At 58.8% G+C, this 11,902-nt stretch carries 12 protein-coding genes; 5 read left to right on the forward strand and 7 right to left on the reverse strand.

Annotated features, from left to right (window positions below; genetic code table 11):
* Positions 1-3: 3 nt before the first annotated feature.
* Both KX928_RS01605 and KX928_RS01610 read right to left on the reverse strand, forming a co-directional pair.
* Positions 4-762, reverse strand: a complete 759-nt coding sequence (locus KX928_RS01605; protein WP_219498121.1) for a DUF1365 domain-containing protein — start codon at positions 760-762, stop codon at positions 4-6.
* Positions 759-2,087, reverse strand: a complete 1,329-nt coding sequence (locus tag KX928_RS01610; protein WP_219498123.1) for an NAD(P)/FAD-dependent oxidoreductase — start codon at positions 2,085-2,087, stop codon at positions 759-761. The genes KX928_RS01605 and KX928_RS01610 overlap by 4 nt, the downstream gene beginning before the upstream one ends.
* Before the next feature lie 207 nt (positions 2,088-2,294).
* Here KX928_RS01610 and KX928_RS01615 point away from each other — a divergent pair, with 207 nt between their 5' ends.
* Together KX928_RS01615 and KX928_RS01620 are read left to right on the forward strand one after the other, a co-directional pair.
* On the forward strand, positions 2,295-2,867 hold the full coding sequence (locus tag KX928_RS01615; RefSeq protein WP_219498126.1) for a sigma-70 family RNA polymerase sigma factor: 573 nt from the start codon (positions 2,295-2,297) through the stop codon (positions 2,865-2,867).
* Between the two features lie 6 nt (positions 2,868-2,873).
* On the forward strand, positions 2,874-3,533 hold the full coding sequence (locus KX928_RS01620; RefSeq protein ID WP_219498128.1) for a ChrR family anti-sigma-E factor: 660 nt from the start codon (positions 2,874-2,876) through the stop codon (positions 3,531-3,533).
* Positions 3,534-3,586: 53 nt separating this feature from the next.
* On the opposite strand, the gene KX928_RS01625 is transcribed toward KX928_RS01620, so the two are convergent.
* Genes KX928_RS01625 through KX928_RS01640 form a run of 4 tightly spaced genes read right to left on the reverse strand, consistent with a single transcriptional unit; the run spans position 3,587 to position 7,956 of the window.
* The gene (locus KX928_RS01625; RefSeq protein ID WP_219498130.1) at positions 3,587-4,537 is read right to left on the reverse strand and encodes a 2-hydroxyacid dehydrogenase; all 951 of its coding nucleotides are present in this window, start codon (positions 4,535-4,537) and stop codon (positions 3,587-3,589) included.
* 2 nt (positions 4,538-4,539) lie between these two features.
* Positions 4,540-5,388: a fumarylacetoacetate hydrolase family protein gene (locus KX928_RS01630; protein WP_219498132.1), complete on the reverse strand. Its 849-nt coding sequence runs from the start codon at positions 5,386-5,388 to the stop codon at positions 4,540-4,542.
* A 10-nt stretch (positions 5,389-5,398) separates the two neighbouring features.
* Positions 5,399-7,198: an IlvD/Edd family dehydratase gene (locus KX928_RS01635; protein WP_219498134.1), complete on the reverse strand. Its 1,800-nt coding sequence runs from the start codon at positions 7,196-7,198 to the stop codon at positions 5,399-5,401.
* Positions 7,195-7,956, reverse strand: a complete 762-nt coding sequence (locus KX928_RS01640) for an SDR family oxidoreductase (protein WP_219498135.1) — start codon at positions 7,954-7,956, stop codon at positions 7,195-7,197. The genes KX928_RS01635 and KX928_RS01640 overlap by 4 nt, the downstream gene beginning before the upstream one ends.
* A gap of 196 nt (positions 7,957-8,152) precedes the next feature.
* Here KX928_RS01640 and KX928_RS01645 point away from each other — a divergent pair, with 196 nt between their 5' ends.
* The gene (locus KX928_RS01645; protein ID WP_219498137.1) at positions 8,153-9,040 is read left to right on the forward strand and encodes an NAD(P)-dependent oxidoreductase; all 888 of its coding nucleotides are present in this window, start codon (positions 8,153-8,155) and stop codon (positions 9,038-9,040) included.
* Complete coding sequence (gene denD, locus KX928_RS01650; RefSeq protein WP_219498139.1) at positions 9,037-10,020, forward strand: D-erythronate dehydrogenase; 984 nt, start codon at positions 9,037-9,039, stop codon at positions 10,018-10,020. Before KX928_RS01645 ends, denD begins: the two co-directional genes overlap by 4 nt.
* On the opposite strand, the gene KX928_RS01655 is transcribed toward denD, so the two are convergent.
* Positions 9,984-10,724 (reverse strand): GntR family transcriptional regulator, encoded by a 741-nt coding sequence (locus KX928_RS01655; protein WP_257883481.1) that lies wholly within the window; start codon positions 10,722-10,724, stop codon positions 9,984-9,986. The two genes, denD and KX928_RS01655, sit on opposite strands and share 37 nt — an antisense overlap.
* A 140-nt stretch (positions 10,725-10,864) precedes the next feature.
* On the opposite strand from KX928_RS01655, the gene KX928_RS01660 reads away from it, so the two are divergent.
* Positions 10,865-11,890: a TRAP transporter substrate-binding protein gene (locus KX928_RS01660; protein ID WP_219498140.1), complete on the forward strand. Its 1,026-nt coding sequence runs from the start codon at positions 10,865-10,867 to the stop codon at positions 11,888-11,890.
* The last annotated feature ends 12 nt before the right edge of the window (positions 11,891-11,902 follow it).

Consider the following 11,902-nt stretch of genomic DNA (forward strand, 5'->3'; position numbering starts at 1 on the left):
GCGTCACCGGGACACCTCTTTTTCAGGTGGTGCCGGCCGCGGTCTGTACTGCGCCCGTTTGAACCAGAGCTTCAAAGCCTGCCAATGGATCAGCGTCAGGACACGTCTCGCGCCGAACGGGCGGCGCAGGGCGGCCCGCATGATTGAGCGGTTTGTCAGGGGTTCACGTTTCCCGGTCAGGGTTGCAATCAGACCGCCTTTTTCGCAGGCGTAGTCGATCCAGATACCGATGCGCGCCTCGGTGATATCGAAACGGAAGGTATAGCCCCCTTCAACCGGCTGAAAGGGAGACACGTGAAAAATCTTCGCCGCCTGCAACGTGTCGCTGGGGTCAATCGGGCGCAAGTCGGGATGATGGCACAGATAGCTGTGACGGTCGCCGAATGTGTTGCTGACTTCGGCGATTACCGCGATCAGGGCATTGTCCGCGCGTCGGCACAACCAGAAGCTTACCGGGTTGAAGACATGCCCGAACATTCTTGGCTGTGCGAGCAGTTCGACCTTTTCAACGCCGGTGATCTGATGGCTTTCAAGCACACGCCGAACCCAGAACGCCCCCGTGCCTGCCCCGGGCGCACCGCCGTGGTCACTGTCATGCAGTGACGTGACCCCACGCCCGTTGCGCGTGAACAGGCCCGGCGTCCGCACCTCGGCCTCCGCGTCCAGCAACACGTAGTCCACAGAATAGCGAAAAGCGTTTTCGATCGCGCCCTTTCGCCCGTGATAGGTTTGCCCCGCGATATGATCGACCTGAGATGTCATTCTGCCGCAAGGGTCCCGTATTGCTTCTGTTTCAACGCCCGCACCACATCCACTGCGCTGGACAGTCCGTCCTCGTGAAACCCGTTCTTCATCCAAGCGCCGCAGAACCACGTATTCCGTGTGCCGTTGAACGCGGCAACTTTCTTCTGTGCGCTCAGCGCGGCAAGATCGTAGACCGGGTGGCGCAATGTCACCTGATCATAGATCAGATCGTCGCGGATCGTGCGTTTTGTGTTCAGGGTCACGAAATGCGGATCGTCCAGCGGAATGGGCTGAAGGGAGTTCATCCAATAGGTCAGGTCAATCCGGTCTGACCGCGCGGCGCGGTCTTCGGTGTAGACCCAACTGGCCCATGTCTTGCGTCGTTTCGGCATAATGCTGGTGTCGGCATGCAATACGATGTCATTGGGCTGATACGCGATGGCGCCGAGCGCCGTCTTTTCTTGCGGGGTCGCGTCATCCAGCAGCCGCAGGCTGTCATCGGAATGCGTTGCAAAAATCACATCGTCGAAAGCCTCGGGGTCACCTTCATAGGGCCGCACGATCACCTGCCCGGCCGCCCGGGTCACGGATTCTACCGGCGCCCGCATGCGCAGATCCACGCCAGCGCCTTCCAACGCGTTTTCAAGCCGACGCACATATTGGGTCGATCCGCCATCAACCGTGTACCACTGGTGCTGACCGGTGACGCCCAGCAAAGCATGATTTTCGAAAAACCTGATCATCGCATGCGCCGGGAAATCCATGATCTTCTCGGTGGGGGTAGACCAGATCGCGCCCGACAGCGGCAGCAGGTAATAGTTGCGAAACCATGCACCCGAGCCAAGCTCGTGCAAGAAATCCGCCAGCGTCAAGGATTTGTCCTGCGCGATAACGACCGCCTGCCTGTTGAATTTCAGGATGTCCCGGACCATGCGCAAAAAGGCCGGTGTTGCGGCATTGCGGCGCTGCGCGAAAAGAGCGTCAAGCGAGGTCAGCGCGTATTCAAGACGGCCACCATCAATCGATGCGCCAAAGCTCATGTTCGATTTGACCACCGGCACAGCCAATTGTTCGAAAAGCGCTGCCATGTAAGGATAATTCGCATAATTATATACAATGAAACCCGTATCGACCGGTTGGTCGCCAGACTTTCCTGCCATCACGGTGCGCGCGTGACCACCCAGCCGCGGTTCCGCCTCGAACAGGGTCACCTTATGGCTGTTGCGCAGCATGAACGCCGCGCCCATGCCGGAAATACCGCCGCCGATAACTGCTATTTTTTTGGGATGTTGGTGGTGCTCAGCTGGCGTGAATGTGCCTGTTGTAAGCGCGTCGAAAGGCATAGAAATCGGTTCCAGAACTCGTGTCAGTGATGCGATGTATACGCCCTGCCCGGAAAAATGGATGCATCCATATGCAAACAAAAATAATTTGATCCAATTATGCACCTGCAGCGTAACCATGGCATGTTAGCAGATGTTGAGATCGATCCGACTTTAGGTGATGCAGTCAGCATCCCCGCAATGGTGGCGAAAGCTGCCGCGACGAGTATGAAGGCTAGGCAACGACAGGTGACGCCGAAGAACGCAGCAACAAGGCTTCTCTGGGTCGAGCATGTGGCCCGTATCAGGGACCATAAAGACACTCAGGCCTTTGCAGAACTGTTTGGCCACTTCGCGCCGCGCGTGAAGGGCTTTTTGATCAATTCCGGCGCGGATGCGTCGCTGGCGGAGGAATGCACGCAGGATGTGATGGCGACACTGTGGAACAAGGCGCATCAGTTTGATGCTTCCAGAGCTTCCGTGGCCACGTGGATTTTCACCATCGCGAGGAACCGCAAGATTGACCTCTTGCGGCGTCAGCGCAGACCTGAACCGGAAGACCTAACCTGGGGTCCCGAAGAAGAACCAGATCAGGCGGATGTTCTGACTCTGCAACAGGAAACGGAACTATTGGGCGCAGCGCTGGCCGATCTGCCGCACGCCCAGCGGGAGTTGATAGAAAAGGCGTATTTCGGGGATCTGACCCATAGTGAAATCGCCGCGGAAACCGGTCTGCCTCTGGGCACGATCAAATCGAGAATACGACTGGCGCTGGACCGTCTGCGCCATGCAATGAAGTGAAACGCAATGACTGACAACATTAAACATCACCTGAACGACGCCGTGCTGATGGCCTACTCAGCAGGTTCCCTGCCCGAAGCCTTCAACCTGATGGTCGCGGCACATTTGTCGCTTTGCGATGCGTGCCGGGCCCGGGCAGAGAGCTTCGATGCCCTGGGTGGCGAAGTGCTGGAGCAGCTTGAAAGCGCCGCAGTTGCTGCATTGCGCCCCGGCAGTTACGAGGCCACCTTGGCGCTGATCGCCGGCGGGCCGGTCGCTGAAAAAACCAGGGATGACTTGCCCTGTGCGGTATTGCCCAAGCCCTTGCGCGACTATGTGGGCGGAGATTTGAACGCCGTCCGCTGGAAGCCGGTCGGTATGGGCGTGAAACAGGCGATCCTGCCAACGTCCAAGGATGCCTCCGCCCGTTTGCTGTTGATCCCGGCGGGTACCGCGATGCCGGACCACGGTCACCACGGCACTGAAATGACGATGGTGCTTCAGGGCGCGTTTCAGGACGAAGATGACTATTTCGCCCGGGGTGACGTGGAAATCGCAGACAGCGACCTGCACCATACGCCGGTGGCAGACATTCACGAAGACTGCATTTGTCTGGCTGTGACCGATGCTCCGCTACAGTTTGACCGGCTGATCCCGAAGATCGCGCAAAGGTTTTTGCGCATCTGACAAAAAACGGGCCACCTCTGGCCCGTTTTTGTGGGCGTTGCGACACTCGCGCTTTACATATCTGCACATTCCGGCACCGGGCTTACCACGGTGCCTTCTTGCAGATGCTGCAGCAGGTTATCCACGGTCAAGGCCCCCATTGCGACACGGGTCTCAACGGTTGCGCTGCCGACATGCGGTAACAAAACGACGTTGTCGAGCTTGCGCAACGCCTCCGGCACTTTTGGCTCCGCCTCAAATACGTCGAGGCCAGCCCATCCCAGACGTCCCTCCTGCAGGGCGAGGATCATTGCCTCTTCGTCAACGACTGTCCCGCGGCTGACGTTGATCAGGGTGCCCTGTGGCCCCAGCGCGTCCATCACCTCGCGATTCACGATCTTGTTCGTTGCCGGCCCACCCGGAGTGATGCAGATCAGAACATCCACATCCCGCGCCATATCCGTCAGGTTGCCATAGTACTTGTACTCAACATCCTTGGGACTGCGCGAGTGATAGACAATTGTCGTGTCAAAAGGGGCCAGCTTGTCAGCGATCGCCTGACCGATCCGGCCCAGCCCGAGGATGCCAACGGTTTGCCCGTCAACCGACCGCGTCAGAGGCGCATTGCCTTCCACTTCCCAACGACCGGAGCGCACGTATGCGTCGTCGCGCAGCAATTCGCGATAGCAGGCCATCATCAGCATCACAGCCGTGGTTGCAACCTCGGCATTCAACACGTTGGGCGTATGGGTGACCACAACACCCTTGGCCTTCGCCGCATGTGTGTCGATAGCGTCATACCCGACCCCGTAGCAACTGATCACTTTCAGGTTTGGCATCGCGTCCATGAAAGATGGTTTGACACCGTCATGACCGTTGGTTGACACATATTCAATCATGGCGCCGTTTTCGTTCAGCCAGGCCTGCGGGTCGTCCATATCCTTGGCTCGGTGGATGGTGAACTCAGCACCCAGACGTTCCAGCATCGCGTCTGTCGCCCCGCCAATCATAAAGAGATCTGCCATGCTCACGTATCCTCTGTCACTGTCTGGCGCTGTTGGCCCAAACCTTCGATGGTCAGTTCCATCACATCGCCCTTTTTCAGGTACACCGGTTCCGGTTTCATCCCCATGCCGACACCGGGCGGGGTGCCCGTTGTAATCACATCACCCGGATGCAGGGTCATCAGGCCCGACAGATGTTCGATGATTTCAGCGACCGTGAAAATCATGGTCGACGTATTGCCGGTCTGCATCCGCTTGCCATTGACATCGAGGCTCATGGCAAGATTTTGCGGATCAGTCACTTCATCGCGCGTCACCAGCCACGGCCCCGTGGGACCAAAGGTGTCGCAGGATTTACCCTTGGTCCACTGGCCGGTCAGCTGCGTCTGGAAATGCCGTTCGGACACATCGTTGACCACGCAATAGCCTGCGACGTGATCCAACGCATTTGCCTTGCTGACATATTTCGCCTTCGTGCCGATCACCACGCCAAGTTCGACTTCCCAATCCGTGTGGGTCGATCCGCGCGGCATCGACACCTCGTCATAGGCACCAACCACAGCCGAATTCGCCTTGAAGAACAAAATGGGGTGTTCCGGGATCGCGGCGCCTGTCTCTGCAGCATGGTCCGAGTAGTTCAGACCGATGCAGAGAAATTTGCCGATATTGCCGACACAGGCGCCGATCCTTGGGGAGCCTGGCACCTCGGGCAGTGTCGTCGGATCAATGGCGCGCAGCTTCTCAAGACCCGCATCCGATAGGGCTTCGCCAGCGATGTCGCTGACGTGGGCCGACAGGTCACGCAAGGTACCCGCCGCATCCAGCATACCGGGCTTTTCGGCGCCCACCGCGCCATAACGTACTAATTTCATGTAATTTTCCTCAGTGGTTGTCGCGTGGCATCGACGTGCGCGCGATATCTTGGTATTTGTCTGCGTCCTCCAGGATCATGCCCTGATCGAAGCGGCCTACTTTTTCCCGGAAATACTGCTGCCACGGCGATTGGCTTTCCGGCGCATCATAACCGCCCTCGGCCTCAAATTTGCGCGCACGCTCAGCCAGCTCCTCCAGCGGGACCAACATGTCCGCCGTGCATTTGTTCAGGTCTATGCGGACCCGGTCACCATTTTGTAGCAGCGCAAGGCCACCGCCGTCTGCCGCCTCGGGTGACGCATTCAGGATCGACGGGCTGCCCGACGTGCCGGACTGGCGGCCATCACCGACGCAAGGCAACGCTTCGACACCCTTTTTGAGCAGGTAGGACGGCGGACGCATATTCACGACTTCCGCGCCCCCGGGGTATCCTTTCGGACCCGCTCCGCGCATGAACAGAACGCAATCTTCATCAATATTTTCAGACGGGTCGTCGATCCGATGATGAAAATCCTCGGGGCCATCAAAGACCACGGCCCGCCCTTCGAACGCGTTCACATCGTCCGGATTGGACAGGTACTTTGCGCGAAAGCTGTCGCTGATCACGCTGGTTTTCATGATTGCACTGTCAAACAGATTGCCCGTCAGGTTGATGAACCCGGCCTGCGGTTTCAGCGGATCGGACGCAGGCTTGATCACCTTGGTGTCTTCGCTGCGTCGGTCACCGCAGTTGTCAGCCATGGTTTTGCCATTCGCCGTTATCACATCCGGGTACGGCAGCAGGCCGGCGGCAATCAACTCGCCAACAACGGCGGGCACACCGCCCGCATGCTGGTAGTCTTCGCCGAGGTATTCGCCCGCAGGCTGCAGGTTCACCAGCAGGGGCACATCGTGGCCGATGGCCTGCCAGTCGTTGTTGTCTAGCGGCACGCCCAGGTGCCGCGCGATAGCGTTCAGGTGGATCGGGGCGTTGGTGGACCCGCCAATCGCCGAGTTGATCACGATGGTGTTCTCGAAAGCTTCGCGTGTCATGATGTCGGAGGGTCGCAGATCTTCCCAGACCATATCGACGATCCGGCGACCGGTCTCGTAACTGATCTGTCCCCGCTCACGGTAGGGTGCGGGGATGGCGGCTGAACCGGGCAGCTGCATGCCCAGGGCTTCGGCCAGGGAATTCATCGTCGTCGCCGTGCCCATCGTGTTGCAATACCCGACCGAAGGTGCAGAGGAGGCCACAAGCTCCATAAACCCATCGTCGTCGATCTCACCCGCGGCCAGCAATTCGCGCGCTTTCCAGACGATCGTGCCCGACCCGGTGCGTTCGCCGCGGAACCAGCCGTTCAGCATCGGACCGACGGAGAGTGCGACGGCGGGAATATTCACCGTTGCCGCCGCCATCAGCAGAGCTGGCGTGGTCTTGTCGCAGCCGATGTTCAGCACCACGCCGTCCAGCGGATAACCAAAGAGCGTCTCGACCAACGACAGATAGGCAAGATTGCGATCCAGCATGGCGGTCGGGCGCTTACCGGTTTCCTGAATGGGGTGGACGGGCACCTCGATACAGGTACCGCCTGCGGCGATGATACCGTCCCGCACCCGTTTGGTCAGCTCCAGATGGTGGCGATTGCATGGGCTGAGGTCACTGCCGGTCTGGGCGATGCCGATAATCGGTTTGCCGGACTGAAGCTCCTCGCGGGTCAGCCCGTAGTTCAGATACCGCTCAAGATAGAGCGCCGTCATTTCCGGATTATCGGGGTTCATGAACCATTTGCGTGACCGCAGATCCTCAATGCCGATTTTCTTGCTCATTGGCCTGACCAGCCTCCGTCGATGATATGTGGATGTCCGGTTGTGAAGGCGCTTTCGTCACTGGCCAGATAAACGACCAGCGCTGCAATCTCCTCCGCCGTTGCGACCCGCCCCATGGGCTGGCGCGACACGAATTGCTTCAGCGCTTCCTCCTTGCTGCCCAGCTGTTTACCGAGCGCGTCAACCCGGTCGTGCCAGCTGGGGCTTTCAACCGTTCCCGGGCAAATGCAGTTGCAGCGAACGCCGGTCGCCACATAGTCCACCGCAACCGATTTTGTCAGTCCGATGACCGCCGCCTTGGTTGTGCCATAGATGAACCGGTTGGGGGCCCCGATCACAGAGGAGCAGGCGGAAGACATGTTGATGATTGAGCCGGATCGTCGCTCGACCATGCCCGGCAGCGCGGCGCGGATCGTGCGCCACATGGATTTGACATTCAGATCGAAGGCAAAGTCCCACTCGTCATCGGTGGCATCCAGAACGGTACCGTGATGAACAAACCCGGCGCAGTTGAACAAAATGTCAGGGTTTGCCTGGGCGATCCCTGCCGCGACACTGTCGTCACTCCGCGCATCAAGTTCGAAAATTTCGATATTTTCGTGATTCGCATCGCGAATCGTGGATAGCGTTTCGGCGTTGATATCGGTGGCAAACACTTTTGCGCCTGCCGCAGCCATTGCCAGCGCGCTGGCCCGACCGATCCCCTGACCTGCCGCCGTCACCAGCGCTCGCTTTCCAGTAAGCCTTTGTCCTGGCATGTTTTTCCCCCGTCACACTGCACCCTCGACCTACCGCTCTTCGCATCGGTCCCCATCACTTCGGCGCAGGCTTTATGCTTTCTTCGTCAAAAAACCATCGGACGGGCTGGTCCAATGGCTGGTTTACGTTAGCGTATGACACAGGCATGGATTTGGCTACAGCTTTGCAAACGATCATCAAAGGACAAACGCAAAAATGACAACAGCGCGCAGGATCACCTTGATCGGAACCGGATTAATGGGGTTCCCGATGTCGCAGAACCTGATAAAGGCAGGCCATCATCTGACAGTGTGGAATCGCAGCGCCTCGCGGGCAGAACCGCTGGCCGCCGAGGGCGCGACCCTGGCTGCCAGTCCGGCAGAGGCCGTCGCAGATGCGGAAGTCGTCATCACCATGCTGTCGGATGGGTTCGCGTCAGGCGCGTTGATCGGTGATGCGGCGGTGCAGAAGGCACTTGGCAGGGGAACGATCTGGCTCGATATGTCGAGCGCCAAACCGGAACATGCGCGCTCGCAATCCGCTACGCTCAAGAAACTGGGCGTGGCCCATCTGGACGCACCGGTCTCCGGCGGGACAAAGGGGGCCGAAACCGGATCACTGGCCATCATGGTGGGTGGCGATGCCGAAACATTCGAAGCCGCGCGCGAGGTTTTCGAAGCCATGGGGCGACCGGTGTATGTCGGCCCGTCGGGTGCGGGTCAGCTCTCCAAGCTGGCCAACCAGACCATCGTGGCCGTGACCATCAGCGCCGTTGCCGAGGCCATGCTGCTGGTGGAACAGGGCGGCGCTGATCCGGCAGCCGTGCGTGCAGCACTGAAGGGCGGTTTTGCCGACAGCACGATCCTGCAACAACATGGCGCCCGGATGACGAGCGGCGATTTCGAACCCGGGGGCCTGACCAAGTTTCAGGTCAAGGATCTCAACAACACGCTCGACGAAGCGCGGCAGCTGGGGCTTGAACTGCCCGCGACGCAAAGCGTGCGCGACCGGTTTCAACACTTCATCGATGCGATGGACGGTGCGGAGAAGGACCATTCCGGGCTCTACCTCGAACTCAAAGCCCGCAACGGGCTGCCGACATGACCCGGGTCGTGATCATCGGCGGCGGCGGCATGGTTGGCCAGAAACTGGCCGGCCGCCTGATCCGTGAAGGATTGCCGGGCCATAAAGCCCTGACCATCACCCTTTTTGATGTCGCTTTCCCTGCGCGTGGCGTCTCCGGTCTGGTGCAGAAAACCGGCAACCTATCGACGCCCGGCATCGCACAGACACTTGCCGCCGAACGTCCGGACATCGTGTTCCACCTCGCGGCCATCGTCTCTGGCGAGGCCGAGACGCATTTTTCGAAAGGCTGGGACATCAACATGATGTCCATGTGGCATCTGCTCGAAGCCTTTCGCACCGAACATGAGGCATCGGGTGGCAGCTATGTGCCCCGTATCGTTTTTACCTCGTCTATCGCGGTGTTCGGTGGTCCTTTCCCCGAGAAGATCGACGACCTGTTTCTGTCTGCGCCCCAAACCAGCTACGGCGCGCAGAAAGCCGTGAGCGAACTGATGCTGACAGACTTCAGCCGAAAAGGGTTTGTCGACGGGCTGTCCCTGCGATTACCAACAATCTGCGTGCGGCCGGGCAAACCCAACCTCGCGGCCTCGTCGTTCTTCTCAGGCATCATCCGTGAACCGCTGAACGGTCAGAAGGCGATCCTGCCGGTGGATGATAGTGTTCGGCACTGGCATGCATCGCCCAAATCCGCGGCTCGATTCCTCGCTCATGCGGCCGGGCTGGACACCAGCCTGCTAAACGGCCGGCGCGCCCTCAATCTGCCCGGTCTCAGCTGCACCGTGGCGGAGCAGATCGACGCACTTCGGGATCTCGCCGGGCAGAAAGCGGTCGATCTGATCACACCGCATCCCGACCCGGACATCATCAAGATCGTTCAGGGCTGGCCGCGCGATTTCGATCCCGCCCGCGCCATTGCACTGGGCTTTGAAGCTGAAAGCAGTTTCGACCAGATCATCCAGACCTACATCGCGGAAGACCTGCCTACCGCCGCGGGTTGAGATTTCTGTGGAAGCGGCTTGATCAGGTTACGCGCCAAATGATCGTGGACGCGCACGCGCATCAGATCCTCATTGCGTTCGAGCGCCGCATCGAGAATCGCCTGATGCTCGCGAATGTTCTCGGGAAAGTAGCCATAGTTCGTTTCCGCCGAGACGAGCTGCTGCCGAAATTGCTCGTAGATGACCTGATGCGTGCGTTTGAGCAATTTCGAATCGCAGGCATCAATCAGCGTTTCGTGAAACTCCTGTTCGGCGCGGCTCCAGAGGCCAAGAAGGGGAATCACATCTCCGGACGACCGCACGCGCATCTCGATATGGGACAGTTTGTGATGCGCTGCGGTCAGGCGGGATTCCCATTCCACCCCGCCCAGCCGGATTGACAAACATGCGCCTTCGCTCTCCAGCATAATACGCATCTGCGTCAGATCGTGCTGCCGCTCAAGCGATTGATGTGGCGCGCGAAATCCGCGTTGTTCCTGAAATTCGACCAGCCCGACAGTGGATAGGCGAAACAGGACTTCCCGCACCGTGCTGGCTGAGCAATTGTAATCTTCCCGTAGCTTTTCAGCGCGCAACTTGCTACCGTAGCCGAACTCGCCAGTGATCAGGCGGTGCCGCATATCGTCGAAAATGTCGGCGTCTTGCCCGGCCATTCCAATCCTCCCAGTGATCATTTTTGATACCGCCAAATTTTCGAATTTCAAACAAAATCTCGAAATTTCGGAAAAATAAAATATTTTCTTGCCTGCAACCGCTGCCTCAGCCTAACGTTCCGTTAGCGTAATCACGAATGGGATTTCACCGTCCCGACTTAAACGTGCGCTCAACGTCTGGGAGGACAACAATGAAACTTATGAAAAAGGCGGCCACTGTCGCCGCGCTTGCAGCGCTGACTGCAACGTCTGCATTGGCGGATGGCCACGCGACCACCAAGCTGCGCATCCAAACGCACTATGCACCTGAAACCGTATCCGGCAAACTTGCCGCACAATACGTCGAAGATATCGAGGCGATGTCCAACGGTGAGATCGCAGTCGAAATGTTCTACAGTGCGTCCGTTGTGAAGCCGACAGAGACATTCGACGCGGCAGCAACGGGTATTCTTGACTGTGACATGACCGGCGGCGGTTATCAGACCGGCAAGAACTCTGCATTCCAGTTTGTCGGCGATATCATGGGCGGCTACGAGACGCCCTATCAACAGCTGAGCTGGTTGTATTTCGGTGGCGGTCGTGAAGCGGCGGCTCCGCTCTACAATAAATACGGCATGGAGCTGATCGGCTGGTGGGTCTACGGTCAGGAATCCTTTGCCTCCGGCAAACCGATCGAAAAGGTTGCCGACTTCCAGGGTTGGAAGTTCCGGTCGCCCCCCGGCATGGAAACGAAGATCTTTGAGAAGCTCGGCGCAAACCCGATCGTCATGGATTTCACCGAGATTTTTACCGCTCTGGAAACCGGCATCATTGATGGCGCGGACGCCTCCGGCCTCGCCAACAACGTGGGTCTCGGTCTTTATGATATCGTGAAATATGCCAACTTCCCCGGCTTCCACTCGATGCCATCTGACCACCTCGCGTGCAACAAGGCCGTTTTCGACGCGATGCCGGAACACCACCAGCGCATCATGAAAGTGACCATGGAAGCGCTCGCACTGCGGACCGCTCTGACGTTCGAGAAGAAGAACGCCGAAGCAGCCGCGCAACTGCGTGAGCAAGGTGTGACCCTGTCGCAATGGGCACCGGAAGAGCTTCAGAAGTTCCGGGACGCGGCCCAGGCCACATGGCCGGAGTTCGCAGACACACCGGAAGCCGAAGCGCTGGTAGAGGCACACCTGTCCTACCTCAAGCAACTCGGCCTCGTTTCCGAATAAACACACTGTTTG

Origin of the sequence: Roseobacter insulae (genome assembly GCF_019375555.1) — a bacterium.
Classification (GTDB): Bacteria; Pseudomonadota; Alphaproteobacteria; order Rhodobacterales; family Rhodobacteraceae; genus Roseobacter; species Roseobacter insulae.

What these genes read in the sequence shown, in the direction of transcription:
- KX928_RS01605 (WP_219498121.1), bottom strand. Translation starts at nt 762, where the DNA reads ATGACATCTCAGGTCGATCATATCGCGGGGCAAACCTATCACGGGCGA.
- KX928_RS01610 (WP_219498123.1), bottom strand. Translation starts at nt 2,087, where the DNA reads ATGCCTTTCGACGCGCTTACAACAGGCACATTCACGCCAGCTGAGCAC.
- KX928_RS01615 (WP_219498126.1), top strand. Translation starts at nt 2,295, where the DNA reads ATGAAGGCTAGGCAACGACAGGTGACGCCGAAGAACGCAGCAACAAGG.
- KX928_RS01620 (WP_219498128.1), top strand. Translation starts at nt 2,874, where the DNA reads ATGACTGACAACATTAAACATCACCTGAACGACGCCGTGCTGATGGCC.
- KX928_RS01625 (WP_219498130.1), bottom strand. Translation starts at nt 4,537, where the DNA reads ATGGCAGATCTCTTTATGATTGGCGGGGCGACAGACGCGATGCTGGAA.
- KX928_RS01630 (WP_219498132.1), bottom strand. Translation starts at nt 5,388, where the DNA reads ATGAAATTAGTACGTTATGGCGCGGTGGGCGCCGAAAAGCCCGGTATG.
- KX928_RS01635 (WP_219498134.1), bottom strand. Translation starts at nt 7,198, where the DNA reads ATGAGCAAGAAAATCGGCATTGAGGATCTGCGGTCACGCAAATGGTTC.
- KX928_RS01640 (WP_219498135.1), bottom strand. Translation starts at nt 7,956, where the DNA reads ATGCCAGGACAAAGGCTTACTGGAAAGCGAGCGCTGGTGACGGCGGCA.
- KX928_RS01645 (WP_219498137.1), top strand. Translation starts at nt 8,153, where the DNA reads ATGACAACAGCGCGCAGGATCACCTTGATCGGAACCGGATTAATGGGG.
- denD (WP_219498139.1), top strand. Translation starts at nt 9,037, where the DNA reads ATGACCCGGGTCGTGATCATCGGCGGCGGCGGCATGGTTGGCCAGAAA.
- KX928_RS01660 (WP_219498140.1), top strand. Translation starts at nt 10,865, where the DNA reads ATGAAACTTATGAAAAAGGCGGCCACTGTCGCCGCGCTTGCAGCGCTG.